The sequence below is a fragment of the Neobacillus sp. FW104-15D2 genome (genome assembly GCF_058790155.1).
In genome coordinates, this window is record NZ_JBYTCJ010000005.1 from 93,431 (window position 1) to 119,427 (window position 25,997).

Consider the following 25,997-nt stretch of genomic DNA (forward strand, 5'->3'; position numbering starts at 1 on the left):
TTTTAATAAGGATCATTATTTGTTTCTACGTAGGATTCAATTGCTTGGTCCAGGGCGTTGAACGCTTGTCCATAGGCGGCAGAGGACGAAACATCACCGGCACTTTTAAGGGCAACAGTAGCATTTTTTGCCTGTGTGAGTGCAGTAATAGCATTTTCAATCATTGTGCCCTTATCTCCGTATTGCTCAAGGGCCTGCTGCAGTCTAGCAATACCTTCATCTAGATTTATCGCTTCCGGATGATCGAATGCTTTTTCAAGATCCTCTTTGACTTGCTGTAATACTTCCTTCATGTATTTCCCTCATTTCAAAAATTTTTCCGCTAGAGTAGTTTGACCATAGCCCAGGAAGGATATTCACTTATTATTGGCTTGGATTCTTGCTGATTCTTTTGGAATCTATTTTGATGAAAAATTTGATAAGATGAAAAAGGGAAAATGCATCATGTCAGCTAATACATAATTAAAAAAGAAAGATTAAGGGAGAGTTTACATGCAGCAAGCAATTTCAATCATTCATAATAAGCAAATTCTTAGAGGTATGGAACATATCAAGGTTGGTGAAAAAACTCCGGCAGTCATCCTGTTCCACGGTTTTACTGGAACAAAGCTTGAGCCACACCGCTTATTCTTAAAAATATCAAAAGCCCTTGAAGCTAGGGGCATTGCCAGCTTTCGTTTTGATTTTTTAGGAAGTGGGGAAAGTGATGGCAGCTTCGAGGATATGACCGTTTTAAATGAACTTGAGGAAGCAAAAACCATTTTTGAATTTGTTAAGTCCCATCCTTTGGTTGAAGAAGATAGAATTGTCGTTCTTGGATTTAGTATGGGCGGTTTGGTAGCCAGTCTCCTTGCAGGTCATTTACAGGATGATTTACATAAATTAATTCTTCTCGCACCGGCAGGAAGCATGGCGGAAAAAGCATTAGAAATGCAAAAGCATGCTCGCTATATCAAAAGCAAAGATGCATATGATATAGGAGGAAATTTAATTGGCAAGCCTTTTATCGAGGAATTGCAAAGCATTGAAGTATGGGCAGAAGCAGCAAAATATAAAAAGGATGTTTTGCTTATTCATGGAACGGAGGACAAATCCGTTTCTTTTGAAGTATCAAAAGAATATATTGAAAAATGCTATGGCGAAAAGGCAAGTCTAATCTCCATCGAAGGAGCCGATCATACCTATAATTCATTTGAATGGGAAGAAAAGGTTATTTCAGGAATTTGCCATTTTCTCAAGTAATCAGTTTATTTAAAAGAGCAGGGTAAATTTAGAGAGCTTGAATAGTATCAGGCTCTGAATAGTATCTTAAAAGAAAAGCGAAAGCGCCCGTTCAGCGACGTATGGACATTTGAAGAAAGGCTAAGGTCGCCACGTCCTCGAAAAAGCTGCGCTTTTCCTTCGTGCGATGATTAAGCTGACGAAGCTTTTCTTGTCCTGTGGCAACTCCTTTCTGACTCGCGTCCTGCGCGCCTCCACTTCGACTGAGATAAAGGATAATGAAATGCTGAAGTGTCTTGACTAGGGGCGACAAGCATAAGACGAGCCGGCGAGAAGGTTGTTCTTTAACCTTCAGACGGATTGGCTTATGACCTCGAGCCCCTAGACACTGAAGCCGGACAACACGAAATGTATAGCATTTCGATGTTGACTTATAGTAGGGAGAAGCGGGATGGACACTAGCTGCACCAAGTATCACCTAAAGGTCATACTTGATGCAAGATACTCAAGGAAGCTTTACAGAGATGATAACTCGCTGGGCGCTGGAGCTAGACAAATTAAAAGGTAAAACTTTATACTTTATTAGCAATAAAAAAAAGATTACCCTTTTGCAAAAATTACTCGCTAAGATACACATTCAAAATTGCCTGTAAAAATGGAACCTAGTAAAATAATATTAATGATGTAAGTACTGCAGCTGGAGGATTAATATGAATAATGAACTTACTATACTTGGATCCCGAGTATCTGAAAAAAAGAATGAAATTGCTAAAAAAGTTCACGAGATCCGTAAATCAGAAGCCACGGGTGAGCATCTAAAACTATCTTCACAGCTGGATGAAGCAGAGGTAATTAAAATTCGCTCTGATTTCATTGAATTGTTTTCAAAGGCACTGATAAAGGGATTAAAGAAAGATGAGGCATATGATGCAATTGAAAAATGGGGCAAGGAAACAGGAGAATACACCCATAATCTTGGTATTCCACTTGATGAAGCCCTAAAGGATACAAGCTATTATCGAACCTTTATTAACAGTACTATAGAGGAAACTGCAGTCGAGGAGAATATGTCAGTCCGATCCGTTTTCCAGGCATTAAGTATTATCGACCCGCTGATGGACCATGCTGTTTATTGCTTTAGCTTAACCTACGTACACTTTTACAAAAAATCTCTTGAGGAAGCGAAAAATGCATTCCTAGAGTTATCGGTTCCTGTTGTTCCATTGGCAAAAGGAATCGCTATTCTCCCGTTAATTGGCAACATTGATGAAGAGAGAGCCCATCAGTTAATGGAACAAACGCTTAGTGAAGCGAACAGACTAAAGCTTTCCAGCCTGATTCTTGACCTTTCCGGTGTAGCTATGGTGGACACCATGGTTGCAGACCAGATTTTCAAGGTGGTTTCAGCCCTTAAGCTTCTAGGTGTTCAAACTATTGTAACTGGTATCAGACCAGAAATTGCACAGACAGCTGTAAACCTTGGCCTTGATTTTAGCACACAGGCTACTAGAGCGAATCTGCAGCAGGCACTTTCTGACCTACAGCTAATTAAAATAAAATAAGATAAAACAAACCCCCGCACTTTTTGGAGTACGGGGGTACTTGTTTTTAAATATTTGGTTCCGAAGGATTGGAGATTTCCTCGAGCGCTTCTCCTGCTTCGCTATCAAGCTGATTTGTAACGGCAATATCTCCGAGAGAAACAATGCCAATCAGTTTTCCTTCTTCCACTATAGGGAGACGGCGAATCTGAACATCTGCCATGAGCTCCGCTGCTTCCTCTGCCGACATATGAATAGTTCCACGTACTGGATCCTCCGTCATTACTTCTGATACAGGTGTGTCAAGCGGCAGTTCACTGGCTAATGCCTTGATGACTAGGTCGCGGTCTGTGGCAAGGCCTGCCAGCTGATCACCTTCACAAATAGGAATAACACCTACATCCAGATCCTTCATTTTTTTTGCAACCTCTGAAATCGGGGTATTTGGGGAACAAGTTTCTACGTCTGTTGTCATGACTTCTTCAATATTCATGCTTTGTCCTCCTCTTAAATGTCTTTATTGGCCATTTACCCCCTTTAAGGAGCGGGAAACTGTCAGTTTTATGCAAAAAATAAAGTTGCCTATAAGTTGCTTTATTTGACAAAAAATGATCCATTTTAAGCTGCTCTCTTTGATATATTGATAAAAAGAGAGGAGTGGAACTTATGAGAAATTTGGCTAATGGCACAGCTCTAACTGGCTCAGTTTATATGGTGGAATACCAGGACGGGGAAACAAATTCGTTTAGATTATTGGCGGAAACTCCGTCACATTTTATTTTCACTTATACGGAGGGTGATTCAGCAACCGTTTTTGAAAAAGCAAAGAAGGAGATTGCAGGGATATATGAAGTAAAAGAATGGTGGGAGAAAAACAGAGAATAATTCTCTATGGGATTTCGCTTTTTGTAAATGATATAATGAAAGAACAATAGAATAGGTTTTCTCAAGGGTGGTCGGCTCACTCCCGAAACGAAAGGGGGTGATGCTGTTTGACAGTATTTGAATCGATTATGGCGATGATAGCCTTTGCAACTTTAGTCGTGTCGATTTTGTCATTTAACCAAAAAAAATAATCCACCCTTGAGTTAGAGGCTCTGGTGGATTATTGTCCCTAATAGCCGATCCCCTGTGGGGAACCTACTATTGTATATGACCGGACATGTTCGCGCATGTTTGGTCTTTTTTAGTTTATATTGATATTTGCTTTTATTATACCAAAAAAACTGGAAAGTTGAAAATCTTTAACAAAAGATGTCATTTAATCAATTCATTTTGACTTGACTTCAACAGAGTATATAAATCATGTTTTTTGGAAAAATATCTTTAAATTCATGTCAATTCAGGAGAATCCATGAAAAAAAAATCAGCAAAACATATATACGAAAATCCTTATTTATTAACTTTCAAAATGGCTTTAGGCTCTGCTTTATCTTGGGAAATAGCCTCACTTGCAGGTTCCGGTCACCCCTATCTTGCGCCTCTTTCCGTCATACTTTGTCTTCAGTCCACCATTGATCAATCGATCCGCTTTTCGTTCCATAGGATTGTGGGGACTGTGTTAGGAATTATGGTAATTGTCCTTCTGGCAAGTCATTTTCACCTTAACGGCTGGATTCTAGGCCTTCTTATATTAATTGGAGCTAGCCTTGCATTATTCTTAAGGCTGGATGAATCGGTGCTTCACCAGGTAGCATTAACGATCCTTTTTGTTTTTGTTTTTGAACATAAAACTAAGGGATATGCAATAGACCGAATTAGGGATACGATTATTGGTTCTATTGTAGCTGTTCTGATACATATGTTTTTGTTTCCGCCAAACTTTACTAAAGAAGCACGACAACGAATTAAAAACCTGAGAGGAGATCTTTCAGGCAGCATTTCCAACTTGGCAAATTGGCTTAGTAATGGAGAAAAGCATTATGAAGAATATGAACTTGGGCAGGAATTGAACCATCTCTTGCAGGGATTGCACGATGCACAGTACTCATTGAAAAAAGCTGAAAATAGTTTAAAATGGAATCCCTTTTCTGCAAAAAGCAAAAAAGCGCTCATAAAATTTTCTAATGACTTAAATCAAATTCAAAACGGGTATCTTTTCTTAGCTAATACACAAAAGATACTTTTCAATTGGTCAGAGACAAGGAACAGTACCTTAGATGATAAAAGCAATTGTACAAAACTGTTGAATGCGGTTGGCCAATTTTTTAACGGTATGGATTTAAATCCTCAAGAACATTTGAAAAGGATTAAAGAAGCACTAGAAAAATGGAATCCAGTAATACAAGAGCAAAGTGAAACGATTATTTATTCTGTTTCCATATTTCAGGCAGCAGCTGACTTATATAAGGATTTGGAAAGCTCTCATACATAGGATAACGTTTCAATCACCCACTTTTCCGCGGTCGTTACTCCAGGGTCTCTCTTGACCCTTTTTACCGAAGGAGGATAGTGCTTTCGTTCCATTTACATCACGCCCAATCAACAAGGATCAATAACATAGCCTATATATAAAATCTTAAGCGATGGTGTTGGTTACACTCCTCAGAAAATCATCGCACTTTCTTCGTGGATGGGTCCCAGGCTTCAATGGATATGCACGAAAGCAGGAGAGAATTTTCAAGGATATTAGCCAGGCAAATTCCTCAATCATCCTTTGCCTGCCAAACGGAGCTACGCTTGATCAAAATTGGATTGAAGGGCTCGGAAATAGGAGGAAAGGCAAAATTCATTTTTCTCCAGTGACTCTGCTAATGAGAGGTTAGAGCCGGACTTTAAGGAAGATGAGCCTTTCCCTTTTCCATTTGTAATGATAGACCGCCAGATACTGTGGCTTTTTTGTCTTTTATAACACCGATTACACCTCCTATAGATTCAATTTGCAATAAATTTTTAGATATTAAGGACATTGAACGTTTCCTTTTCTATATGTTTGTCTTCAAGAGCTCCTATTAAAGACATTCCATCTCTCTTTTTCTGTTAGGGGCACACCTTTGGAAGGTTTAAAAGACGCCAGGCCACCGTTTGTTACAGCAAGGCTTGAATCTGAAAAATTTCTTTTCATATACTAGATCAAATTAAAGAAAGGGTACGCGGTTTTTAAGGTGGGGATCTGTTTACGATTCTTTGTATTGGGAAAAGGTAAGATAGAAAAGGGAACGTCATTCGTTTTCCAAAATACACTTTGTTCATTGGCTACAAAGGAGGAGAAATGCAGTGTTTGATATTAAAAAAGGCGATCAGGAATTTTATATTGAAAAAAATGGGGAAAAGCTTGGAACGATACAATATGTTTCAGAGGACTCAAACAAGAATGGAAAAGAAACCATCACAATAACCCACACCATGATTTCGGATGAACTAAAGGGTCAGGGGGCCGGACAAGCTCTGGTTGAAAAGATCGTTGAATATGCACGAAATGAAAACAAAGCGATCATCCCGGAATGTTCTTTTGCCAAACATATTATTGAAAAAAATGCAGATTATAAGGATGTTTTGGTCTAAGTTAAAGATGGAATTTTTTCGGCTAGAAGTGGAAAAATAAAGGAATACAGGTTAAGAAAGGGGTCAAAAAAATGGAAAAGATTGAGGTTGGGGAAGTCTTTGCTATCACTGATGCCAATGGTGAAGAACAGGAGGTAGAAGTACTTGCAACAGTAACTCTGGAAAATACAGATTATGCTGCAGTAGCGTTTGTAGAGGACATTCAGGAAGAAACTGAAGACGATATCGATATTTTCTTCCTAAAAGTAGATCAGGATGGAGATCTTGCAGCTATTGAAAGTGACGAAGAATTCGAGAGGGTCTCTGTTGCCTTTGAGGAACTTCTTGATGAGGAAGAGCAATAAAACGATTCAGAGAAGCCGATGCTTCTCTTTTTTATTTTCATATATCAATTGTTGGTTTAAACTTATTACATTAAAGTAGAAAAAGAGGTGAGCAGGTGAGAGTTGTCTCGATATGCCCAAGCAATACCGAAATGATGGAATATTTAGGGCTTGCAGGCCTGCTTGTTGGAGTGGACGATTATTCAGATTGGCCTATATCTATTACTGATTTACCCCGAGTTGGTCCAGATCTGTCGATTGATATGGATAAAGTTGAATCATTAAAACCGGACTTAGTCCTTGCCTCGCTGAGTGTACCTGGGATGGAGAAAAATGTGCAGGCTTTAGAGGAAAGGGGAATTCCTCATATTGTCTTAAACCCTCAATCACTCTCCGATATTGAACATGATTTAACCTTGACTGCTGCAGCATTAAAGGAACCAGATAGGGGAATAGAGGCAGCTGCCATATTTCGTTCACGGCTTGAAAATATTAAAAAAAGATCTTCGGAACGTAAAACTCGGCCAAGACTTTATTGGGAGTGGTGGCCGAAACCCATTTTTACACCGGGAAAAATAAATTGGCTGACAGAAATCTCAGCTGCCGCCGGTGCAGTTAATATATTTGAAGATGTTGAACTCGCCAGTGTTATGACCAGCTGGGAGGATGTCATAAGCCGTAACCCTGATTATATCTGTCTGGCTTGGGTAGGGGTAAGAAAAGAAAAAGTGCAATCAAGTGTCGTAACAAAAAGACAGGGCTTTGGCCAGATAAATATTAGCAATGATCATATTTTCATCCTGGAAGAGGAGCTTTATTGCCGCCCATCTCCACGGCTGCTTGATGGTTTGGAGAAACTGTTTGTCTTGATTCACGGATAATAGTAATTTTTAAAAGGGGAAATTTTGTTGGAAGACCAAATGATAAAAGAAAGCGCAAGGGCTATTATTATTGGTGGAGGAATCGCTGGAAAACTCATTGCTGCCTCTATCTCGCCATATTTTGATAGAGTGGAAGTATTGGAAAAGGATGCAAAGGCCAAGGAGAACTCTGTTCGTCCGGGTGTTAGCCAGGGACATCATATACATGCTTTGCTTCATGCCGGGGACCAAGTGCTGGAGAAGATCTTTCCGGGATTTAAAGAAGATATGGAGAAAAAAGGTTCTATTAAAATTGATTCTTTAAATGATTTTTTCTGGTTTCATCATGGTGCTTGGAAAATCAGGTCAAAAAGTGAGTTTTCGACATTCCTTCAGACGAGGCCCTTTCTTGAAGAATACATTGAAAGCCGGATAAACAATATTAAAAACATAGGCTATTCTTATGAAACAAAAGTATTAACCTATATTGGAACCGTTGATAAGCGTAAGGTTACAGGCGTGGAAATTCTTCAAGCCGGAGAGAGGAAAACATTGTCCGCAGATTTAATTATAGATGCAAGCGGGGCTGCTTCATTTTCAAAAAGCTGGATGGAGAAACAGGGGCAAAAGGTTAATGAAGAAAAGGTGGAAATAGGCCTCTGTTATGCAACGAGGGAGTTCCAATTGCCCGATAAAAAGAGGGATTTTAAGATTAAATTAACTTATCCCAATCCGCCTTTTGAAAAAATTGGCGGAGCCTTATCTAAAGTCGAGGGCGGCAAGTATATAGCTACTCTGATAGGATACATAAATAGTATTAACCAAGAAGAAGTACAAAGCGAAGATGGCTTTATAGAGTATTCCAAAAAGCTTCCTCTCACTGATATTTATCAGGAACTATCAGCAGGGAAAAGCTTATCGGAAACACGAGTGTTCAATATTCCCCATATTGTATGGCGGAGATTTGACCGTATTCATATGCCGGAGGGGTTAATTATTGCTGGTGACTCCTTTTGCCGGATTGATCCCTTTTTTGGGCAGGGAATGAGCATAGCTGCTCTTCAGGCTAATGAAATAAGTAAGAATTTTTCAAAAGGGAACAGGAGTACCAGCGGATTACAAAAGAAGCTTGCAAAAATCGTAAAACCTGTCTGGTCCATGGTCATATGTGAGGACTTCCGCTACAGTGAAGTAAAAGGTAAAAAGCCTTTTGGATTAGCCTTTCAACAATGGTATGTAAAAAAACTATTTAAGCTATCTGCGACCAATTTAAGCATCTATAAGGACTTTGTTAAGGTAATGAATTTAACCAGCCCGATAACCATTCTATTTAAACCATCTACCATTAAGGAGATTTTAAAAAGCAAATAGGAAAGAAATAAGCAGCCTCTGATGAGACTGCTTTTCCTCATTTAGCTGAGGTAACCAATTTATCTTCTTGCATGGTCTTGTTAATGGAGGCGGAAGCGCTAAGAGGGCCTTGCAAGTCATGGCCTTCCTCCCAAAGCATCATTCCTCCAAAACCATGGGTAAGAGCGAGGTTCGTTTTTCTCTGAATCGTTGTTTCTCCATTATAATGATAGGTGGTGCCGTTCATTTGAATAGTATCTCTTTTTGCATTTTCCGGGTTTGACTTAATAATTGTCGAATAAGAGACCTGTTTAATGGCAGGATCGTCTGGCTGGCCATATAGCGGGACACCAAGAACGAGTTTTTCCTTCGGAATCTTGTTCGCTTCAAATAAACCAGCCCAATAGTTTACTATTTTTTCGGTAAAAGGGTAAGGTGACAGATTAGCTGCATTGTAGCCGCCATCCCATTGACCATCATAGGCCATAATATTAACATGGTCAGCATATTGGAACATGCTTGTATCGTAAATGATTCCGTGAGCCTCTGTTAAGGTTTCACTGTTGATTTTAGCATGAACAGCAAGTGAAAGCTCTTTATGGCTGCTATGAAGCCTCTCTCCCAGTGACTTTGCGAAAGCTGCCAGACTTTGTGCATCCTGCTGTGAGCGGGGGTGCTCAAAATCAATATCAACTCCATCCAGCTTCTCATGGTCAGCAAGTGAAATAAGTTCATTTATCAGCCTTTCTCTGGAAACTGGATTGACGATTGCCGGTTTGAAATATTGATAGGAATTCCCGCCATACATATGGAACCATCCACCAATGGCTATCATTGCCTTTTTGTTGTGGCTATGTGCAGCCGCCACAACTTTTTTCAAATTTTGCCTTGCCGTCGGACTGGTAAGCAAAACATGACCATCCTTAGTCGGGTGCGCAAAAGAAAATATGACGTGAGTCAGGTTAGTATAATCAACTGTATCCGGGCTCCGAAAATCCTGCACATACCCGATTAACACTTTCGGCTTTTTCTCAACGGCCTTTGGAACATTTTTTATCGGTGGATGTTTTTCTGAGTGTGATAGAGATTGAGTTTTATATGTCTTTTCTTTGCTATCTTTGCCACTGTTGGAAGAGTATAGAACTCCGCTAAAAAATCCTCCTAAAAAGGTAATGATAATTACCAAGGCTAGGAGGATCTTGTACTTTTTCATCTATTCATTCCCCCTGATAATAATCCATCCTAAAAATTGTAACAAAGAATGTGACCAATTAGTGATGGTAATATCAGGGCATTATTAAGCTGCACGTTTGGTGACCTGAAACCTTTTTCCTTTTTGAAAAAGTGAAATAGCCATTGTTAACAAAGGAAGAATCCAAAGGAAAATAGCAAAGGACAGATAGTCAAAAACGGAAATCCTTAGGATCGTGCTGCACATAATTGCAAGGACACTCCAGGGAATCATGGCAGGAAACAGCATGGTGGTGTCGGCCATTACTCTGGCAAGGCCTCTCTGCCGGCTTCTATTTTTCCAATGTGGCAAAAAAGCTCGCCCTGTAAGAATTATAGGCAGAGTTTGGTTAGCTGCTATAAGAGAGATTAGCAGAGTGGCAAGAATGGTTCTCACTGAATCTCCAAAAACTGACTTGGAAGACTGGAGCCATTTATCCATAAACGGCTGAATTACATTCATCCCCTCAAGCAATCCATTGTAAGCACCTGCTAAAACAAGGAACAATAAAAGCTCATACATGTGGCTAAGGCCGCCGCCGAGACCTTTAATCCCATACCAGTAGGAATGAATCATTTCAAACAGGCTTACACCTTTAATAAAAGCTATTAGACTTGCAGATAAAATACTGATCCAAAAATTATAGAAGATCTTTATCCTGAATAATATCAGGGAAACGAGCAGTACCGGCGGAATAAAGACCCATAATGAAAAATGATTATTTGGCTTGCTTTGAAATGGCATTTCCCTGCTGCCATGAAAATCAAGAAAACCATAAAAAATAAAGCAGGCTGCTAAAGCCAGAACAGTCGTTAGACTAAGTGCTTTTTGCTGTTCCTTAACTGTTATTTCAATAGTATTAGCCAGTAATTGATGGGAACTGGAAAAAGGTGACGTTCTGTCTCCCACAAAAGCTCCTGAAATAATCGCCCCGGCAGCTACTGAAACAGGGAGATGAAGGACCAAAGCTGTACTCATTAGAGGGATTCCAATGGTGCTTAATGTTCCAACAGAAGTACCGAGAATCATAGAAAAGAAGGCAGCTGCTAAGAAAGATAAAATAAAAAAATTGCTGGGATCAATCAGGCTGATTGTTATGTCCACCATACCTGGAATGGTTCCCGAAAGGTACCAGGAAGGAAGGAGGAAGCTTACAGAAAAAAGAATCAGAATAACGACCTTTGATTTAGCCACCCCGCTCAAACTCATCGTCCATATGCGCTCAGCCGAGATTTTTTTGCTCCTAGCTAATAAAAGTAAACTAATAAATCCAGGAAAAAAACCTATCACAAGAGGAAAATGAAAAAATACAGAACTAAGAATGCCCAAAAGAGTGATAACGATTAGAAACAGAACCTGTTTCCCGCTGAAAGTATTCATAGACCCATCCCTTTAAAAAGTTTTACTCTCAAACGCTAACACTTCCTCCAAAAGTATGTCAATGACCATCCTACGTTTTATTTTCAATCGGCAAATTTGCCCCTCCTTTAACCGAGTGGTATCATTTTTTTTATCAAAAGGCTATGTTAGTGAATCTGGGACACTCCTCGAATATTCATTCGCATTTCATTCCTGCGTTGTTATTCGATGATGCTAGTACAATGTTCTGCCGGAAAAACAGGCGGACAAGGCACCACAGGGTGGTACGAGCAAGGAGGCTTGTGGATTCACTCTTATTTTATAAGAAATTTACAGTATTCTATATAAAAAAAAGGAGATGATCTTTTGACTAAGGAAATTTTCTTAAATGATCAGGTGATTCAAGTTGATCATTTGGAAGAGGCAGAGGTAAATGGACTAAAACAGGTAACACTTGATTTCAAGGTTACACATGATGATTATCACGATGTTACTACTTTACTTTATAAAGGCACGTTTCATATAAGGATTCCTGCAAAAAACGATGAATTTAGAGGTACCATTTATAATTACTCTACATCGATAACAAATTTATATGAAAAAGGCCAGACGGGTGACTTTCATCTGGTAATTCGTGAAGTGAGAGAATAGAAAGAAGGCTTGCAGGATGAGGCTTAGCATTTTAGATCAAGCACCTATTTCTTCCAATCAGAGTCCACATAATGCCTTGATCCAATCTATGAAATTGGCGCAGGCAGGTGATAAACTTGGATATCGCCGCTATTGGATTGCCGAGCATCATGACTTGCCTGGGCTGGCCTGCTCAGTCCCTGAAGTGATGTTAAGCTTTATCGGAGCAAATACAAAAAGGATCCGCATTGGTTCGGGAGCTGTACTGCTGCCCTACTATAGGCCATACAAGGTTGCCGAGATTTTCAACATGCTTGCCACTTTGTTTCCCGATAGAATTGATATTGGGATTGGCAGGGCACCGGGTGGTTCCGCGGAAGCCACAAATGCACTTTCGGATCAATTCTTAAAAGAAGTATGGAATATGCCCAACGCTGTAGAGGAGTTACTGCAATTTTTAAATCTAGATTTCCCCACGGACCATCCTTTCGCTTCGCTAAAAGCATCACCAAGACCAGAGACACCACCTGTTCCGTGGCTTTTGGGAACTAGCAAAAAGAGCGCCTTACTGGCTGCAGAAAAAGGCATGCTATATGCTTTTGGTCATTTTATGAGTGACCAAAACGGGACTCAAATCATTCAGCAATACCGGGACTCCTTTAAACCAAGAAGAGATGGAATGAAACCAGAAGCTATTTTAACTGTTTCCGTCATATGTGCCGAAACTCGTGAGAAAGCAGAAGAAGTCGCGTTAAGTTCCATCGTTTGGTCGCTTCAAAGAGCAAAAGGAGAGGGAAATAAGGGTGTTCCATCCATAGAGGAAGCAATTGCGTACACAATGGACGAGAAGGAAAAAGAGACAGCCGAAAACATGAAAAAGAAGATGGTCATCGGTTCACCAAAAGAAGTAAAAGAGATGCTTTTAGAGATGCAGCTAAATAACAACGCAGATGAACTAATGATAGTGACCATTACTTATTCTCCGGCGGATCGCTTACGTTCTTATGAACTTATTGCCAGAGAGATGAAAATGTTATCAGAAGTTTAAAGCCCACAAGTGGGGGAATGGTTAAGAAAAAGTTAAAGGTGACGATGCTCTTGTTAACCATTCTTCCAAGCAGGGATGCTTTCACTATAGCAGTTGAATTCAGCGGTCAGGCTACAAAAGAAGATGCCAGGCTTTTAGATAACGAGGTCGGACAAAGGTTCAAGGAAAAGCAGAAATTTAATATATTGGCTATTATGCATGAAGTAGATGGTTCAACCTTTAAAGGAGTAACTGAAGGCTTAAAATTTGATGCAAAACGATGGCTGCAATTTAATAAATTTGCAGTAGTAAGTGAAAAAACATGGCTGGAAGCACTGACACAGTTAGGTACTTTCCTTCCTGGAATAGTAGCCAAACACTTTGAAAAGGATGAGCTGGAAGAAGCCTGGACGTGGATACAAAAGTAAAGGATTCAAAATAAGACCCGGCAGGATGCCAGGTCTTATTTTTTAGAATGTACATAGTCACTGATCATTTCGGCAGATACAAATTTCATTTCCGGGATAAACGTTAAATTAATTTGATTCATCTGTCTGGTTATTTCATTAATTTTGTCTGTTGAAAAAGGCTTGCCTTCTGAACACAATTGAACGGCATCCTCGATATAGGTTTCACGCAGGTCATTAAGCTCCATAAACCTTTGATATTTTTTGTTTTGTTTTTCGGCATGCTGTGCGAGATCTTTATGTACGCTCATTTTTACACTCCTTAAAAATAGGAAACAAACCAGGTTTCAAGAACGTTCATTCCTATGAATACATTATTATTATTATAGCAATAGAACAGGATACTGAAGGGTAATACAGCATTACTCAAAGAAAGGGTGCTGCCATGATGGTCTTTCAAACCAATTTTGGGTTAACACAGAAAAAGCAACCCACCCTTGAGCCTCGCAGCCAAAGTGTGTAGATTACTTTCTTAATCATTTGCTGCTCCCCCTAAAGGGAACCTGCTATTGCAAGACCGTTCGGTGTATCCACTACCAGCGGTCTTTTTTTATATCCTTTTTATTGTTTTTATTATACTCGAAGATTTTATAAAAAAGAAACAAAAAAACTGAAATACAGAAATGTGCTTTTTAAAAAAACATTTCCTTCTTATTCCTAATTGTGTAAAATTACACTAAATAATAAACATGGTAGATCCCTCTAGATGGATTATGAAATGGGAGGACGGGGTGCAATGAAACTGTTTGTATTCTTTGGACTAATTGGGTTAGTACTTTTTTCCACTATTTTTTTTAGCTTAAGAGGGAAAAAGAATTCTCCTAAAAAGGGAACCATATTTTTTAAAATATTTATAGTAAATTTACTTATCTTTGGATTAGGAAGCTTTTGGTGGTTTTTTTCAGAGACCGATGGGATTAGTCAGGTTGTAGGGGTGTTTATTTATCTTGGATCTTTTATGGCTGTGACTATTATAAATTTGAGTATCTTATACCTTGGAGTAAAATAACAAAGATTGAAAAGAGGCAGACTTTGACAAGGCCTGCTTCTGTATTTCTGTACGAAGCTCAGTAACAAAAGATTCTGTACAATTCACAATAAAAAAATAATGTACTGCAAAAAAAGAGAGCCGGCTGACTCTCCTTTTTAAGTTATTTTCGGTCTTTCAATCGTAAGCCATATAGTTATTCCTATTTTTTTACAAATAGTAAAGTAATGCAGTAATGCGAGCAGGACACCACCTGTATTTAATCCAATAATAACCCCGGTTGTATTTAATGGTTCCTTGGAGCCAAGGAAATAGATTAAACCAAATGAAAATATGTGTGACCAGACAGAATGAAGAAATGTTTCTTTGACTAATCCCAGTCCAATCAAATAAGCCTGCATCGGAATAATAAAGAAGTGAAACAAAAAGTAAGGCCACATTAATTTTAAATAGAATGAGGCATCTACAGATGAAAAGAAAAGTGAAGTTAAGGGTTCAGCGAATATGTACATACAAAAAACGGAAGGGACTCCGTATATCATTGTCAGCCACATGGATTGCTGCAGCAGGCTTCTGAGCTTTTGGAAATCGTTTTTTGCATAAGCTTCGGATACGGTTGGAATTAGCATAATCATTAAGGAATGGGCAATAAAAGCAGGGAAAAAACCAATGGTCATAGCAACTCCGCTGAGCATGCCAAATTGTTCAGTGGCTGCAACGGTTCCAAATCCAGAGGAAACCAGTGCGCCCTGAATCAAAAAGGGCTGAATAGCATTCGTAACAGCATGAAAGACTCGAAGTCCGACAGTTGGCACTGAAATGGAGAGAAGTTTTTGGCGTGCTTGTTTACCCGATAAAACGGCTTTGTCCATCGTTTTAAGTGCGCGGAAGTGAATAAGGAAAAGGCTTATCAAATAAAGAAAAACAATTAATTCTCCACCTATTATTGCGCTAAGGGCGAGCAGCAGTGACAATTCAACGTTAAGCTTAAAAAAGTAAAAAATGATAAAAAGAAAACTTAATTGAAACACTTTTCTTATAAAATTTGAGATTGCTATTTTTCCCATTTGCTGAACGCCCATAAAGTAGCCCCTGGCAATTGATGAGAAGGAAGCAATCGGAATCAGGCAGAATAGCAGCCATCTTACCATTGGATGAAATCGATCCAGAACGGTTGGAAAAGAGGTAACAATGAAGGTTAAGACAAGCATGACGAGCATTATTTCAAGGGCCAATTTTAATGCATGTTTAAGCAAAGGGAAATGCAGATTTCTTTTATTTTCTGCAACAAATTTAGAAATTGAGACTTGCAGCTCAAGACTTGCAATAACAAAAACCAGGAACACTACGGGTAAAACTGACATGTATAGGCCCATACCTTCCTGCTTTAACTCTCTGGCCAGGATCATGTTAACAAAGAATTCCGTACATTCACTAAGAAAAGCCGCCAGGATTAAAATAATGGTTCCTCTAAAAAAAGAATTCACGCTGTCTCACTCCTTTAAATCTTCTTAAAAGGATATGAGACAGGCTAAAGGATTATTTTAATTTTTTTCTATTAATGTGTAATTTCGAATAGAGATTCTACATTAGGGTCGGCAGCAATATGTTCAGGATAAATAAAGCCTTTGTTTTCAAACGAAAAAATGATTTTCAGCTGTTTATAACACTCCTCTATAAATTCGGAGCATGTATACTCGTCATTATCTGTGTGTCTTCCTACGCCCAGGCCAATACGGGCTACGATTCTTGCGATTTCATTTTTATCGTAGCTTCGGTTTAATAAATCTGCCGCTTTTCCGAGCATATTTTTGATTTCATCTGTTTGAATAAGGGAAGAGACACTTTTATGTCTTGCAGCGTAAAGAGTACCGTTATACTTTGCCCCGCTGTTTTCATAGTTATAAAGATAGTGGGAAAGAGGAACGATTCTTACTCCGTCATCCTCCACGCTTTCGAATAAAAGCAATCGGTCATTCCAGTGGAACATTAGTGCAACATGGCTAAAACGGGAAGCTGAGACCTTCTTGATCAGTTCGCTAACCATATAGTGCCCATCACAAAAGAGAAGGTCACCGGTTTTAATTTCATCCTTTGCATACAAATAGGAAAGCTTTTTAATTCCATCAAATTTGGTGGTTCCCATCGCCGCCACTCCTTTTTGAAAATATACATTAATCATATATTCCTTGTCTTGAACAAGCGACTATAAACCTCCAATAATCATAAAAATACTCCAATGTTCATACTCTGTTTTATTCCATATTTTTCGACAAAATTTAAAAAGATTATTTCCAAAACAGGTAGTTTCATAGATAATGAAATATGAATCTTACAAAAAATGTTAAGCATGGAATTAAAATGTGAATCTTTGTGTAAATTCATTCGTAAATTATGAAAAGGTTAGGAGGCAAAAAAATGAATAAAACAAAAAAGGTAATGGCAGGAATTACAACAACTGCCCTTTTACTCGGTCTGTCAGGCTGCGGACCTAGTTCACAGGATTCTTATATTGATGAGGATGATAGTGAAGCTGTATCCCAGCCGCTGCAGGATATTGAGCCCTTAGCGCAGGACAATATTCCGCCTGCTCCGACAGACAGCGAATGTTCAGACTGGAATTGGGACATGGATGATGGGGTTTGGGAATGTAATGATAACAGTTCATCCCATTTCGGACATTATTATCATGGCAGCCGGTATTATGGAAGCAAAGCACTTTTATATCAGAGCAAAGAGTACCTCAATTATAAAAGCAGTACTAACTTTAAAGGGAAAAGCTTTTCTTCCTCAACATCTGCAGCTTCCCCGTCAACTTCTGTCTCTTCAGGAGGATCAGAATCGGTCAGTTCTACTAATAAAAGCACAGGAACATCGTCAGTAAAGGGAAGCTCAGGGTTCGGCAGCGGTTCACACAGCTTTGGTGGATAACTATAAAAATGTATTAAAGGGAGAATGTAAATGAACTTATATCTAAACTTTATTTCGTATTTAACGGTTGCCTTGTTGTTATTGCTTCTTGGTATTTTACTTTTTGTTATTACCACTCCTAAATTAAAGGAATTTACTCTTATTGGGAAGAAGAATGTCAGTGCAGCCTTATCGCTTGGGGGAAAAATGGCAGGTCTGGCTTTAGTACTTGGGGCAGCAGCGGAGTATTCTGTTTCACTTCTTGATATGGCTATTTGGGGAGCGATCGGAATCCTATCCCAGATTATTCTTTATTTCCTAGCAGAAGCAGTTACTATCCGATATAGCATACGACAGGCGATTGAGGAAGATAATCGGGCAGTAGGTATTACTTTATTCTCATTATCCTTATCTATTGGCTGGATTGTCGCGAAATGCCTGTCCTATTAAATAAACTGGGGTGAAGATTTGAAGAAACTCATTTATTATCTGAAAGATCGTAACGGAAAGTATAGACATTTATATGAATATAATGTTTCCGAAGTTGGAATAGATGAACTTTATGCGAGGCAGCTTTGTACTTATTTTATCATGAAAGGAAACCAGTATGAGCTAGTTTCAAATGAGATGGACGGAGAAGAAGAAATTTTAGTTGTCACAGAAAGCGGAAGAAATGTGACCACTGCCGATGAATTCAGTTACCGTGGAAAAGGCTTAAATATTGAGATTCGCAGATTTAGAGAAAGTGAAAATTATAAAAGGCTATCTATGATTCCTTGTCAAACCCACTTTGATATTATCCGTTTCTTAGTAAAGGACATCGTCGATATTCCTGGAATTGGGCAGATGGCGGTAACGTCAACGGAAATAGATGAGGACAGAGGAGTGTATGTGATATATGTAAAGGATATTGGGGAGGCAGAGGATTGACTTCTGAATACAGCATAAAAAGAAAACAATTTTATAAAGATATAGAAGCTTTTTGGGCCGATCTGTACGATCAGGAGTATGCGTTATATGACCTTGCCTTCATTAGTAAAAATGAACTCGAAAAAATTCATTATGCCAGCAAAAGGATTGGCCATATTTTTTTTAAGGTAGCCCGCCTACTAAGACAGGCTCCAGACCAAACATTATTAGAGATGGGCTTTCCAAAGGAAACACTTCATTTTATCCGACTTTCAAGCAAAATACCTGAAAGCATCATATCCAGGCTTGATCTTGTTGCAGTCGAAAATACATATAAGTGCATTGAATTAAATGCCGACACTCCGACATTTATAAAGGAATTATTCGAAGTGAACGGAAAGGTATGCGATCATTTTGGCTTTTTAAATCCTAATGAAAGTATGGATAAAACACTGGGAAGCGCAATTAATTCGGGAATCAGTCAAGCTGCCTCAGAACTTAAAGAAAATAAACCTACTATTGCTTTTACGGCATACGAAGAAAATCAGGAAGATAGTGAAACGGTTCTCTATTTACAAAAACTTTCAGGTCTTCCTTCAAAATTTGTCCCACTTAATAAACTTGTAATAAAAAAAGATATCGGACTCTTCGATGAAATCGGTCAAAAGATTGATATCCTTTATCGGCAGACCTTTCCCATCGAAAACCTTATTTTAGATGAGGATGAACAAGGCAATAAGATTGGCATTTGGCTTCTTGATTTGGTTAAAGCAGGCAAACTAGTCATTCTTAATCCTCCTTCTGCCTTTCTTTTGCAGAATAAAGCGGTACAAGCTGTTATTTGGGGGCTGCATCAGGAAAAAAATACGTTTTTTACTTCGGAAGAGCATGACTGGATCGAGGAATATTTCCTGCCAACATTTTTGGATCCTGACTACTTTATTAAAGAGAAAATTTCATATGTTAAAAAACCTTCCTACGGGCGGGAAGGGGATACAGTTGAAATATTCAGCGGAAAGGGGCTGATCGAGCATCCTGCACCACAGCTGAGCTATACGGAATTTTTGCCTGTGTACCAGCAGTTTGTAAATATGCCCTCCATTCACTTTAAAAGTGAAAAAGGGATACAGAAAGGACATCTGCTGATCGGCAGCTTTCTCCTCAATGGGGCTCCGTCAGCCATAGGTTATAGAGTTGGTGAAAGGATTACCAATAATTTGTCCTATTATATGCCAATTGGTATCAGGCACGGAGGGTAGAAGATGTGGATCTTGCATAAGATTTTTTCTAGGATAAGCAAAATTAGTCTGCTGCAGGCCTCCGGACTTGCACTTTCTCTTATTTTAATTAGCAGTTTTACGATGAGGATTGCTGAACCAGAGACATTTCCGCGTTTTATTGATGCACTTTGGTGGACCATGACCACATTAGTGACAGTTGGCTACGGCGATTTTTTCCCGAAAAGTGATTTTGGAAGAATCTTTACAATGCTGCTTATCTATACGTTCGGAATAGGCGCAATGGGTGTCATAATTGGTAAGATATTTGAAAGTCTAAGTGTTTACCGCAAGCTGAAGGAGGAAGGGAAATTGACCTATTCAGGAAAAGGACATTACATATTGATAGGATCCTCCAGAGAAAAACTGGAGAATGTTCTTGGGGAAATTATCAGCAGCGGCCAAAAGTGCGATATTATTGTGGTTGACCATGCTGAGCGTGCACCATCTGAGCATGACCGTCTTCATTTTATTTCGGGGAACCCAGCTGAAGAAGAAGTGCTTTTAAAGGCTAATATTCTCGCTGCCAAATCAGTAGCCATTTTTTCCGATGACCGGAATGACCATCCGGAATATGCGGACGGAAAATCTTTACTGATTGCATCAAGAGTTGAACACTTATCCCAAAAATATAACAAGAGTATTTATACGATAGTTGAAATTAAAAAGGATACCCACATCTCGTTATTTGAACATGCTAATGTAGATGAATTTATCCTTTCAAATGATTCGATTTCAAAGCTTATGGCACAAGCGGCCATTAACCACGGTTCCAGCAAACTATTTAGACAGCTTTTAAGCAATGCGGACGGAGATAATCTCTACGAGGTAACAAAAAAGCCCCACTGGGCAACATATAAAGACGCAGCAATAGAGCTTTTCAATACAGGAGCAACATTAATTTCGGATGGCGGTTCTCTTGACCTCGCCAAAAGGCATAAAGAACTTATTCCCGAAAACGCCAAGCTATATGTCATTTGTGATGAAGAAACCTATCTTAAAATAAATCGTTAAAGGATGCCGGCTGGTGTCTAATTATTTGGCATTCATTTGTCCTCAACATAAAAAACAAACAATATGTTTTTACAATTATTTTTTTTATGCTAAACTAATATAGAATTTAAATAAATACCTATAGTGCAGTTTAATTTGTCCTTCGGGGTCGGGTGAAAATCCCAACCGGCGGTAATGAAGAAATTCTTAGCCCGCGAGCCTTTTTGGCAGGATTTGGTGTGATTCCAAAGCCGACAGTACAGTCTGGATGGGAGAAGGACATGGGTAAGTATATAGTAGAGGTCTGTCCAATTTTTGATATGGATGAGGCTTATTTTGATATACTTTTCATCTCATAAATCTCCCAAAAAACCCTTCAGGCCTCTGAAGGGTTTTATTTTGGATTGGAATAAGGTGAAAAAATGTTTACTGGAATTATTGAAGATATCGGCTCGGTTGTTTCCTTACATTCAAGCGGCAACAGCATGGTTCTTACGATTGAATCAAAAAAAATAGTGGGAGATGTCCATCTTGGCGACAGTATTTCTGTAAATGGCGTTTGTTTAACTGTAACGAGATTTACTTCAAGCACCTTTACTGTTGATGTTATGCCAGAAACAATGAAGGATACCTCGCTAAAAATGTTAAATTCCGGTTCCCCAGTAAATCTGGAACGTGCAATGAGTGCTAATGGAAGATTTGGCGGCCATTTTGTTTCCGGCCATATTGACGGTACCGGGAGGATTATGAAAAAAGAGCATAAGGATAATGCTGTTTATTACATGATTGAGCTAGAAGAGTCACTAAGCAAATTTTGCATTCCAAAGGGTTCAATTGCAATAGATGGGACTAGTCTTACCATCTTTGGTTTAGAAAAAAACCAGGTGACAGTATCCCTGATTCCGCTCACTCATCAGGACACAGTCCTGGGACGAAAAAATCCCGGTGACATCGTTAATATTGAAAATGATTTGATCGGAAAGTACATTATCCACCAAATGGAGGGAAAAACTCCGAAAAAGGGGCTTTCGATGGACTTTCTGGCTGATAACGGATTTTATTAGAGGGGGCTGAGAATATGTTTAACACCATTGAAGAGGCAATCGACGATCTTAAAAAAGGCAAGCCGATCATCGTGGTTGACGATGAAGATAGAGAAAATGAAGGCGACCTTATTGTCTTATCAGAAAAAGCGACCCCTGAAGCCATTAACTTTATGGCGACTCATGGCCGTGGGTTAATTTGCGTTACAATAACAGAGGAAATTGCCAATCGTTTAGATCTTCATCCTATGGTTGAAGTAAATACTGATAATCATGGAACGGCTTTTACTGTCAGTATCGACCATAAAACCACCACCACAGGTATTAGTGCTTATGAAAGATCCTTCACAATATTGGAGCTCTTAGATCAAAATTCTGTTCCTGGGGATTTTAGAAGACCTGGCCACGTTTTTCCAATCGTAGCAAAGCCGGGCGGTGTCCTAAGACGTGCCGGGCATACTGAGGCGTCGGTGGATTTGGCAAAATTATGCGGTGCAGCACCATCAGGTGTAATCTGTGAAATCATGAAGGATGACGGAACAATGGCTCGTGTTCCTGATCTTATTGAAATCGCATCAAAGCATGATCTGAAGCTCATAACTATTGCTGAATTAATCAGGTACCGAAATAGGAATGAAAAGCTCGTAAAACGAGAAGTGGAAGTAAAAATGCCCACTGCATTTGGTGAGTTTAAAATGATAGGGTATTCAAATCCTATTGATAACCGCGAGCATGTTGCGCTTGTTAAAGGAGAATGGAAAGAAGGCGAGCCTGTTTTAGTCAGAGTCCATTCTGAGTGTTTAACAGGAGATGTTTTTGGCTCTCACCGCTGCGATTGCGGCCCTCAGCTTCATGCGGCCCTTTCTCAAATTGAAAGAGAAGGCAACGGAGTTCTTGTTTATATGCGCCAGGAAGGACGCGGAATTGGACTTTTAAACAAACTCAAAGCCTATAAACTCCAGGAAGAGGGTTATGATACGGTCGAAGCAAACGAAAAGCTGGGATTTCCTGCTGAACTTCGCGAGTATGGCCTTGGAGCACAAATATTGAAAGATCTAGGCATAGAAAACATTCGTTTGTTAACAAATAATCCTAAGAAAATCTCAGGATTATCCGGCTATGGTTTGGAGATTGTCGAAAGAGTCCCAATTCAAATGGCTGCTGTTAAAGAGAACGAACGTTATTTAGAAACGAAAAAAACAAAAATGGGACATCTGTTTATTTAAGGAGGAAGCATCATGGGTAAAGTATTTGAAGGAAATTTAGTTGGTTCAGGGTTAAAGGTTGGAATCGTCGTTGGACGTTTTAATGAATTTATCACCGGTAAGCTTCTTAGCGGGGCTATGGACGGATTTAAAAGACACGGCGTAAATGAAGAAGATATAGATATCGCATGGGTTCCTGGCGCTTTTGAACTTCCAATGATCGCTAAAAAACTTGTTAACACTCAAAACTATGATGCTGTTATAGCTCTTGGCACCGTAATTAGAGGGGCTACAACACACTATGATTATGTATGTAATGAAGCAGCCAAGGGGATTGCCTCCGTTTCATTGGAATCAGGTGTACCTGTTATTTTTGGCGTACTAACAACTGAAAATATCGAGCAAGCCATTGAACGCGCTGGAACAAAAGCTGGAAACAAAGGATACGATGCAGCTGTTTCCGCTATAGAAATGGCAAATCTTCAAAAATCTATTTCTTAAGAGCAATAGGGCCACTCCTTTTTTTAAGGAGTGGTTTTTATTTACACTTTTGAAAGTTGGAAATATAATTTATCCAAATACAATTAAAAGGGAGAGGGAATATGAACATTAATAGTGAACGATTATGGAACCGGATACATAAGTTAAGCGAAATTGGAAAGGACGAAAATGGCGGAGTTACAAGGCTTGCTTTTACCGAAACTGAAAGAAAAGCCAAGGATCTTGTCATTACTTTTATGAAGGATGCCGGCTTGGCTGTAAGAGAGGATGAAGTAGGTAATCTAATCGGGAGAAGAGAGGGAGCAATATTTAACAGTCAAGTGGTGATGACCGGTTCTCATATTGACAGTGTTATAAATGGAGGAAATTTTGATGGACCCGCAGGTGTTCTTTCTGCAATAGAAGCACTTCAGACCATGAATGAAAAAGGCATAGTAACGGAATCTCCCCTTGAAGTTATCGTTTTTACCGATGAGGAAGGTGCCAGATTCTCAACAGGTATGCTGGGAAGCCTGTCAGCTGCTGGAAAGCTTAGCAAAGAAGAGCTGTATTCTGCAAAAGATAAAAATGGAGTTACCATCGCGGAAGCAATGAAACAGGCTGGTTTAGATCCAGAGCTTGCGGCAAATGCTAAGCGAAACCCGGAAGAAATTAAAGCATATGTTGAACTGCACATCGAGCAGGGAAAGGTTCTGGAAAATGCAGACGCCTCTGTAGGAATTGTAACTGGAATTGTGGGTGTTGACTGGTACAGAGTCACCCTAAAGGGAGAAGCAGGCCATGCTGGTACAACTCCAATGGGACTTAGGAAGGACCCTCTTGCGGCGGCTGCTAAAATAATGAGCTATGGTGAGGAGCTGGCCCGAAACGAAAAAAGCGCTGTTGTAACCGTTGGCCAGCTTGAGGTCAAGCCCGGAGGAATAAATATTATTCCTGGTGAAGTGGCATTTTCCTTTGATATTCGAGACATAAAGAAAGAAAATATGAATGATATTTTCTCAAAGCTGAAGGCATATATAGAAACTACCTGCGATGAGCGAGGGATAGAGCTTGAAATTCAACAATTGCACAGCCTCGATCCCTCTCCATGTTCTGAAAGCATCATTAAGAAGATGGAAGAAAGCTTTGCTGAAACAGAAGTACAAAGTATTAAACTTATTAGCGGTGCCGGGCATGATGCGATGGTCATGGCCAGTATTACGGATATGGGAATGATATTTATTCGTTCAAAAGATGGAATAAGCCATAATCCAAAGGAATGGTCCGATCAAAAAGATTTAGCAATGGGAGCGGAAGTTCTTTTTAAAACATTAGTCAAACTTGCAAATTAGGTGATTTTGCGTGAATTCAAAAATGAATTCACGCTTTTTTTCTTTTAGCATGCGTTTCTTGCTAAGCCGACGTATCAAGGACTATGTTTTGACAGGCAAATGATTAAGTTTAGTATTCCCAAAAGGATGTTGTTTCAGTTTCTTTATTTTTCCCAAAAGGTTATTCGACATAAAGAAGGAAATTACGAACAAAATAATAGTGGAGGTGAAAAAATTGAAAACAAAAGACAACTTCCAACGAGGTGCTAAGGTAACTCAGGATAATGCTATTTACGGAACTCCATTTGGTGAAAGAGGTCATTCACCACAATCAGAACCACCAGGAGAAATTGCTACAGGCAAAAAACCACAGGACCGATTTAAAAGTCCACAGGACAAGCTCTAATTTAATAATTAGGTGGGATATTTTTGGCTAACCAAGACAGCAGCAAAAAGCGTTCCTTTCCGGAAATAAAAGGCGGGCAAAAAGTAATTAAATCCTCACCAGAATTTGCTGGATTGGATGATCGCACAACTCTAGACAATAGCCGGGCTAAAAAGGGACAACAATAGACTCAAACCTCTCCTCTAATGGCAGAAGGTCAATGGATGACCCGAGGTCCTATTGAGGATTAGACTTATAACGAAGGATGATTTGGTATGAGAGAACGAACTGGTGAAACTTCTGAATCCAATGCAGTAGACCAGCCCATTATGTCCACTGGTACTTCTCATGCTGGTTTCGACTGGGATACAGATGGCTCTAAAATGGGGGCAAAGAAACCTAAAGTTGGAGAAACAGTCATGGGTGAAAAAGGAATTTAGGGAATAAAACGATAAACTTTGCTGCCCAAACCTGATAATCAAAACTCGGGTTTGGGCTTTCATAAAATAAACGAGGTGGTAAATGTGGAAAAAGATAACTTTAAGGAATTAAGAGAAGAAGCGGCGAGTTTTGAGAATCTTGAAATCAGTTCAACAGGCTACGGTTTTGTTTCAGGGAATCCGTCTGAAAAAGAAAAGCCAAAAGATAGGACAAATCAAGATACATATTAACGAATGACAGATAGGGGGTTCTATATGGGTGCGGTAGAACGAAATAATTTTCGGTTTGTACCTGAGTATAGTGTTATCAGTCAAAATGGTGCGATCCATGTTTACAAAAAAGGTGAATTTGTTGAAGAAATTAAATTTTCTTTTCATGGGAAATTTCCTGAACTTGATCAAATTGAAGACTTAATTGATGATTATTGTGAGCAAAAAGAAATCTAACTTTATAGTAAAAAAACATTGCATATCACAATAGGTGATATGCTTTTTCTGTTTTTATCCAATCTAAGGTGAATTT

General features: G+C 39.2%; 35 protein-coding genes and 1 riboswitch. Of the genes, 27 read left to right on the top strand and 8 right to left on the bottom strand.

Going from position 1 to position 25,997, the window contains the following annotated elements:
* Positions 1-2 precede the first annotated feature (2 nt).
* Complete coding sequence (locus AC3WR0_RS06160; RefSeq protein ID WP_492551478.1) at positions 3-293, bottom strand: hypothetical protein; 291 nt, start codon at positions 291-293, stop codon at positions 3-5.
* Positions 294-492: 199 nt separating this feature from the next.
* Here AC3WR0_RS06160 and AC3WR0_RS06165 point away from each other — a divergent pair, with 199 nt between their 5' ends.
* Positions 493-1,242: an alpha/beta hydrolase gene (locus tag AC3WR0_RS06165; RefSeq protein WP_492551479.1), complete on the top strand. Its 750-nt coding sequence runs from the start codon at positions 493-495 to the stop codon at positions 1,240-1,242.
* Positions 1,243-1,931: 689 nt separating this feature from the next.
* Entirely contained in the window at positions 1,932-2,783 is an 852-nt protein-coding gene (locus AC3WR0_RS06170) for an STAS domain-containing protein (protein WP_492551480.1), read from the top strand.
* Positions 2,784-2,829: 46 nt separating this feature from the next.
* On the opposite strand, the gene AC3WR0_RS06175 is transcribed toward AC3WR0_RS06170, so the two are convergent.
* On the bottom strand, positions 2,830-3,255 hold the full coding sequence (locus tag AC3WR0_RS06175; RefSeq protein WP_492551481.1) for a CBS domain-containing protein: 426 nt from the start codon (positions 3,253-3,255) through the stop codon (positions 2,830-2,832).
* A gap of 173 nt (positions 3,256-3,428) precedes the next feature.
* Here AC3WR0_RS06175 and AC3WR0_RS06180 point away from each other — a divergent pair, with 173 nt between their 5' ends.
* The 3 genes from AC3WR0_RS06180 (at position 3,429) to AC3WR0_RS06190 (ending at position 5,136) form a co-directional block, all read left to right on the top strand.
* Complete coding sequence (locus tag AC3WR0_RS06180; protein ID WP_492551482.1) at positions 3,429-3,647, top strand: hypothetical protein; 219 nt, start codon at positions 3,429-3,431, stop codon at positions 3,645-3,647.
* Positions 3,648-3,754: 107 nt separating this feature from the next.
* The gene (locus tag AC3WR0_RS06185; RefSeq protein WP_492551568.1) at positions 3,755-3,838 is read left to right on the top strand and encodes a putative holin-like toxin; all 84 of its coding nucleotides are present in this window, start codon (positions 3,755-3,757) and stop codon (positions 3,836-3,838) included.
* A gap of 278 nt (positions 3,839-4,116) precedes the next feature.
* Positions 4,117-5,136 carry an FUSC family protein gene (locus AC3WR0_RS06190; RefSeq protein ID WP_492551483.1) on the top strand — a complete coding sequence of 340 codons (1,020 nt, stop codon included), beginning with the start codon at positions 4,117-4,119 and terminating at the stop codon, positions 5,134-5,136.
* 400 nt (positions 5,137-5,536) lie between these two features.
* Here AC3WR0_RS06190 and AC3WR0_RS06195 read toward each other — a convergent pair whose 3' ends face one another.
* Positions 5,537-5,671: a hypothetical protein gene (locus tag AC3WR0_RS06195; RefSeq protein ID WP_492551484.1), complete on the bottom strand. Its 135-nt coding sequence runs from the start codon at positions 5,669-5,671 to the stop codon at positions 5,537-5,539.
* Between the two features lie 268 nt (positions 5,672-5,939).
* On the opposite strand from AC3WR0_RS06195, the gene AC3WR0_RS06200 reads away from it, so the two are divergent.
* The 4 genes from AC3WR0_RS06200 (at position 5,940) to AC3WR0_RS06215 (ending at position 8,820) form a co-directional block, all read left to right on the top strand.
* Positions 5,940-6,266, top strand: coding sequence for a GNAT family N-acetyltransferase (locus tag AC3WR0_RS06200; protein WP_492551569.1), 327 nt, complete (start codon positions 5,940-5,942; stop codon positions 6,264-6,266).
* 71 nt (positions 6,267-6,337) lie between these two features.
* Positions 6,338-6,610 (top strand): DUF1292 domain-containing protein, encoded by a 273-nt coding sequence (locus AC3WR0_RS06205; RefSeq protein ID WP_492551485.1) that lies wholly within the window; start codon positions 6,338-6,340, stop codon positions 6,608-6,610.
* Positions 6,611-6,705: 95 nt separating this feature from the next.
* On the top strand, positions 6,706-7,470 hold the full coding sequence (locus AC3WR0_RS06210; protein WP_492551486.1) for a cobalamin-binding protein: 765 nt from the start codon (positions 6,706-6,708) through the stop codon (positions 7,468-7,470).
* A 27-nt stretch (positions 7,471-7,497) separates the two neighbouring features.
* Positions 7,498-8,820, top strand: coding sequence for a geranylgeranyl reductase family protein (locus AC3WR0_RS06215; RefSeq protein ID WP_492551487.1), 1,323 nt, complete (start codon positions 7,498-7,500; stop codon positions 8,818-8,820).
* A gap of 37 nt (positions 8,821-8,857) precedes the next feature.
* Here the strand turns inward: AC3WR0_RS06215 and AC3WR0_RS06220 are convergent, their stop codons facing one another.
* Together AC3WR0_RS06220 and AC3WR0_RS06225 are read right to left on the bottom strand one after the other, a co-directional pair.
* Complete coding sequence (locus tag AC3WR0_RS06220; RefSeq protein ID WP_492551488.1) at positions 8,858-10,012, bottom strand: glycoside hydrolase family 18 protein; 1,155 nt, start codon at positions 10,010-10,012, stop codon at positions 8,858-8,860.
* Between the two features lie 84 nt (positions 10,013-10,096).
* The gene (locus AC3WR0_RS06225; protein ID WP_492551489.1) at positions 10,097-11,224 is read right to left on the bottom strand and encodes a Na+/H+ antiporter NhaC family protein; all 1,128 of its coding nucleotides are present in this window, start codon (positions 11,222-11,224) and stop codon (positions 10,097-10,099) included.
* Positions 11,225-11,755: 531 nt separating this feature from the next.
* Between AC3WR0_RS06225 and AC3WR0_RS06230 the strand changes: the two genes are divergently transcribed.
* Genes AC3WR0_RS06230 through AC3WR0_RS06240 form a run of 3 tightly spaced genes read left to right on the top strand, consistent with a single transcriptional unit; the run spans position 11,756 to position 13,474 of the window.
* Positions 11,756-12,040, top strand: coding sequence for a DUF3219 family protein (locus tag AC3WR0_RS06230; protein ID WP_492551490.1), 285 nt, complete (start codon positions 11,756-11,758; stop codon positions 12,038-12,040).
* A gap of 16 nt (positions 12,041-12,056) precedes the next feature.
* Positions 12,057-13,067, top strand: a complete 1,011-nt coding sequence (locus AC3WR0_RS06235; protein ID WP_492551491.1) for an LLM class flavin-dependent oxidoreductase — start codon at positions 12,057-12,059, stop codon at positions 13,065-13,067.
* A 17-nt stretch (positions 13,068-13,084) separates the two neighbouring features.
* Positions 13,085-13,474, top strand: a complete 390-nt coding sequence (locus AC3WR0_RS06240) for a SpoIIAA family protein (RefSeq protein WP_492551492.1) — start codon at positions 13,085-13,087, stop codon at positions 13,472-13,474.
* A gap of 35 nt (positions 13,475-13,509) precedes the next feature.
* Here the strand turns inward: AC3WR0_RS06240 and AC3WR0_RS06245 are convergent, their stop codons facing one another.
* Positions 13,510-13,764: a DUF2533 family protein gene (locus AC3WR0_RS06245; RefSeq protein ID WP_492551493.1), complete on the bottom strand. Its 255-nt coding sequence runs from the start codon at positions 13,762-13,764 to the stop codon at positions 13,510-13,512.
* A gap of 485 nt (positions 13,765-14,249) precedes the next feature.
* Here AC3WR0_RS06245 and AC3WR0_RS06250 point away from each other — a divergent pair, with 485 nt between their 5' ends.
* The gene (locus AC3WR0_RS06250; RefSeq protein WP_492551494.1) at positions 14,250-14,522 is read left to right on the top strand and encodes a hypothetical protein; all 273 of its coding nucleotides are present in this window, start codon (positions 14,250-14,252) and stop codon (positions 14,520-14,522) included.
* Between the two features lie 137 nt (positions 14,523-14,659).
* Here the strand turns inward: AC3WR0_RS06250 and AC3WR0_RS06255 are convergent, their stop codons facing one another.
* Together AC3WR0_RS06255 and AC3WR0_RS06260 are read right to left on the bottom strand one after the other, a co-directional pair.
* A complete protein-coding gene (locus AC3WR0_RS06255; RefSeq protein ID WP_492551495.1) occupies positions 14,660-15,988 on the bottom strand; it encodes an oligosaccharide flippase family protein in 1,329 nt (442 codons plus the stop codon).
* 71 nt (positions 15,989-16,059) lie between these two features.
* The gene (locus AC3WR0_RS06260) at positions 16,060-16,647 is read right to left on the bottom strand and encodes a YiiX/YebB-like N1pC/P60 family cysteine hydrolase (RefSeq protein ID WP_492551496.1); all 588 of its coding nucleotides are present in this window, start codon (positions 16,645-16,647) and stop codon (positions 16,060-16,062) included.
* Positions 16,648-16,919: 272 nt separating this feature from the next.
* Between AC3WR0_RS06260 and AC3WR0_RS06265 the strand changes: the two genes are divergently transcribed.
* The 14 genes from AC3WR0_RS06265 (at position 16,920) to AC3WR0_RS06330 (ending at position 25,921) form a co-directional block, all read left to right on the top strand.
* A complete protein-coding gene (locus AC3WR0_RS06265) occupies positions 16,920-17,432 on the top strand; it encodes a hypothetical protein (protein WP_492551497.1) in 513 nt (170 codons plus the stop codon).
* Positions 17,433-17,462: 30 nt separating this feature from the next.
* Positions 17,463-17,861: a DUF350 domain-containing protein gene (locus tag AC3WR0_RS06270; RefSeq protein ID WP_492551498.1), complete on the top strand. Its 399-nt coding sequence runs from the start codon at positions 17,463-17,465 to the stop codon at positions 17,859-17,861.
* Positions 17,862-17,879: 18 nt separating this feature from the next.
* Positions 17,880-18,341, top strand: a complete 462-nt coding sequence (locus AC3WR0_RS06275) for an RNA helicase (RefSeq protein ID WP_492551499.1) — start codon at positions 17,880-17,882, stop codon at positions 18,339-18,341.
* On the top strand, positions 18,338-19,579 hold the full coding sequence (locus AC3WR0_RS06280) for a glutathionylspermidine synthase family protein (protein WP_492551500.1): 1,242 nt from the start codon (positions 18,338-18,340) through the stop codon (positions 19,577-19,579). Before AC3WR0_RS06275 ends, AC3WR0_RS06280 begins: the two co-directional genes overlap by 4 nt.
* A gap of 3 nt (positions 19,580-19,582) precedes the next feature.
* Complete coding sequence (locus AC3WR0_RS06285; RefSeq protein ID WP_492551501.1) at positions 19,583-20,611, top strand: potassium channel family protein; 1,029 nt, start codon at positions 19,583-19,585, stop codon at positions 20,609-20,611.
* Between the two features lie 134 nt (positions 20,612-20,745).
* Positions 20,746-20,874: riboswitch (FMN riboswitch) on the top strand.
* 138 nt (positions 20,875-21,012) lie between these two features.
* Positions 21,013-21,654 carry a riboflavin synthase gene (gene ribE / locus AC3WR0_RS06290; protein WP_492551502.1) on the top strand — a complete coding sequence of 214 codons (642 nt, stop codon included), beginning with the start codon at positions 21,013-21,015 and terminating at the stop codon, positions 21,652-21,654.
* A gap of 14 nt (positions 21,655-21,668) precedes the next feature.
* Entirely contained in the window at positions 21,669-22,859 is a 1,191-nt protein-coding gene (locus AC3WR0_RS06295) for a bifunctional 3,4-dihydroxy-2-butanone-4-phosphate synthase/GTP cyclohydrolase II (RefSeq protein WP_492551503.1), read from the top strand.
* Between the two features lie 12 nt (positions 22,860-22,871).
* Positions 22,872-23,339: a 6,7-dimethyl-8-ribityllumazine synthase gene (ribH, locus tag AC3WR0_RS06300; protein WP_492551504.1), complete on the top strand. Its 468-nt coding sequence runs from the start codon at positions 22,872-22,874 to the stop codon at positions 23,337-23,339.
* 101 nt (positions 23,340-23,440) lie between these two features.
* On the top strand, positions 23,441-24,670 hold the full coding sequence (locus AC3WR0_RS06305; RefSeq protein WP_492551505.1) for a Zn-dependent hydrolase: 1,230 nt from the start codon (positions 23,441-23,443) through the stop codon (positions 24,668-24,670).
* 214 nt (positions 24,671-24,884) lie between these two features.
* The gene (locus AC3WR0_RS06310; RefSeq protein ID WP_155899809.1) at positions 24,885-25,055 is read left to right on the top strand and encodes a hypothetical protein; all 171 of its coding nucleotides are present in this window, start codon (positions 24,885-24,887) and stop codon (positions 25,053-25,055) included.
* 23 nt (positions 25,056-25,078) lie between these two features.
* The gene (locus AC3WR0_RS06315) at positions 25,079-25,222 is read left to right on the top strand and encodes a hypothetical protein (protein ID WP_155899807.1); all 144 of its coding nucleotides are present in this window, start codon (positions 25,079-25,081) and stop codon (positions 25,220-25,222) included.
* A gap of 87 nt (positions 25,223-25,309) precedes the next feature.
* Complete coding sequence (locus AC3WR0_RS06320) at positions 25,310-25,474, top strand: hypothetical protein (RefSeq protein WP_492551506.1); 165 nt, start codon at positions 25,310-25,312, stop codon at positions 25,472-25,474.
* Between the two features lie 84 nt (positions 25,475-25,558).
* On the top strand, positions 25,559-25,705 hold the full coding sequence (locus AC3WR0_RS06325) for a hypothetical protein (protein ID WP_492551507.1): 147 nt from the start codon (positions 25,559-25,561) through the stop codon (positions 25,703-25,705).
* 24 nt (positions 25,706-25,729) lie between these two features.
* On the top strand, positions 25,730-25,921 hold the full coding sequence (locus AC3WR0_RS06330; protein ID WP_492551508.1) for a YbxH family protein: 192 nt from the start codon (positions 25,730-25,732) through the stop codon (positions 25,919-25,921).
* Positions 25,922-25,997 lie beyond the last annotated feature (76 nt).

What these genes read in the sequence shown, in the direction of transcription:
- ribE (WP_492551502.1), top strand. Translation starts at nt 21,013, where the DNA reads ATGTTTACTGGAATTATTGAAGATATCGGCTCGGTTGTTTCCTTACAT.
- AC3WR0_RS06270 (WP_492551498.1), top strand. Translation starts at nt 17,463, where the DNA reads ATGAACTTATATCTAAACTTTATTTCGTATTTAACGGTTGCCTTGTTG.
- AC3WR0_RS06320 (WP_492551506.1), top strand. Translation starts at nt 25,310, where the DNA reads ATGAGAGAACGAACTGGTGAAACTTCTGAATCCAATGCAGTAGACCAG.
- AC3WR0_RS06330 (WP_492551508.1), top strand. Translation starts at nt 25,730, where the DNA reads ATGGGTGCGGTAGAACGAAATAATTTTCGGTTTGTACCTGAGTATAGT.
- AC3WR0_RS06165 (WP_492551479.1), top strand. Translation starts at nt 493, where the DNA reads ATGCAGCAAGCAATTTCAATCATTCATAATAAGCAAATTCTTAGAGGT.
- AC3WR0_RS06240 (WP_492551492.1), top strand. Translation starts at nt 13,085, where the DNA reads ATGGTTAAGAAAAAGTTAAAGGTGACGATGCTCTTGTTAACCATTCTT.
- AC3WR0_RS06160 (WP_492551478.1), bottom strand. Translation starts at nt 293, where the DNA reads ATGAAGGAAGTATTACAGCAAGTCAAAGAGGATCTTGAAAAAGCATTC.
- AC3WR0_RS06205 (WP_492551485.1), top strand. Translation starts at nt 6,338, where the DNA reads ATGGAAAAGATTGAGGTTGGGGAAGTCTTTGCTATCACTGATGCCAAT.
- AC3WR0_RS06190 (WP_492551483.1), top strand. Translation starts at nt 4,117, where the DNA reads ATGAAAAAAAAATCAGCAAAACATATATACGAAAATCCTTATTTATTA.
- AC3WR0_RS06180 (WP_492551482.1), top strand. Translation starts at nt 3,429, where the DNA reads ATGAGAAATTTGGCTAATGGCACAGCTCTAACTGGCTCAGTTTATATG.
- AC3WR0_RS06305 (WP_492551505.1), top strand. Translation starts at nt 23,441, where the DNA reads ATGAACATTAATAGTGAACGATTATGGAACCGGATACATAAGTTAAGC.
- AC3WR0_RS06170 (WP_492551480.1), top strand. Translation starts at nt 1,932, where the DNA reads ATGAATAATGAACTTACTATACTTGGATCCCGAGTATCTGAAAAAAAG.
- AC3WR0_RS06250 (WP_492551494.1), top strand. Translation starts at nt 14,250, where the DNA reads ATGAAACTGTTTGTATTCTTTGGACTAATTGGGTTAGTACTTTTTTCC.
- AC3WR0_RS06175 (WP_492551481.1), bottom strand. Translation starts at nt 3,255, where the DNA reads ATGAATATTGAAGAAGTCATGACAACAGACGTAGAAACTTGTTCCCCA.
- AC3WR0_RS06235 (WP_492551491.1), top strand. Translation starts at nt 12,057, where the DNA reads ATGAGGCTTAGCATTTTAGATCAAGCACCTATTTCTTCCAATCAGAGT.
- AC3WR0_RS06220 (WP_492551488.1), bottom strand. Translation starts at nt 10,012, where the DNA reads ATGAAAAAGTACAAGATCCTCCTAGCCTTGGTAATTATCATTACCTTT.
- AC3WR0_RS06260 (WP_492551496.1), bottom strand. Translation starts at nt 16,647, where the DNA reads ATGGGAACCACCAAATTTGATGGAATTAAAAAGCTTTCCTATTTGTAT.
- AC3WR0_RS06195 (WP_492551484.1), bottom strand. Translation starts at nt 5,671, where the DNA reads ATGTCCTTAATATCTAAAAATTTATTGCAAATTGAATCTATAGGAGGT.
- AC3WR0_RS06245 (WP_492551493.1), bottom strand. Translation starts at nt 13,764, where the DNA reads ATGAGCGTACATAAAGATCTCGCACAGCATGCCGAAAAACAAAACAAA.
- AC3WR0_RS06285 (WP_492551501.1), top strand. Translation starts at nt 19,583, where the DNA reads ATGTGGATCTTGCATAAGATTTTTTCTAGGATAAGCAAAATTAGTCTG.
- AC3WR0_RS06265 (WP_492551497.1), top strand. Translation starts at nt 16,920, where the DNA reads ATGAATAAAACAAAAAAGGTAATGGCAGGAATTACAACAACTGCCCTT.
- AC3WR0_RS06295 (WP_492551503.1), top strand. Translation starts at nt 21,669, where the DNA reads ATGTTTAACACCATTGAAGAGGCAATCGACGATCTTAAAAAAGGCAAG.
- ribH (WP_492551504.1), top strand. Translation starts at nt 22,872, where the DNA reads ATGGGTAAAGTATTTGAAGGAAATTTAGTTGGTTCAGGGTTAAAGGTT.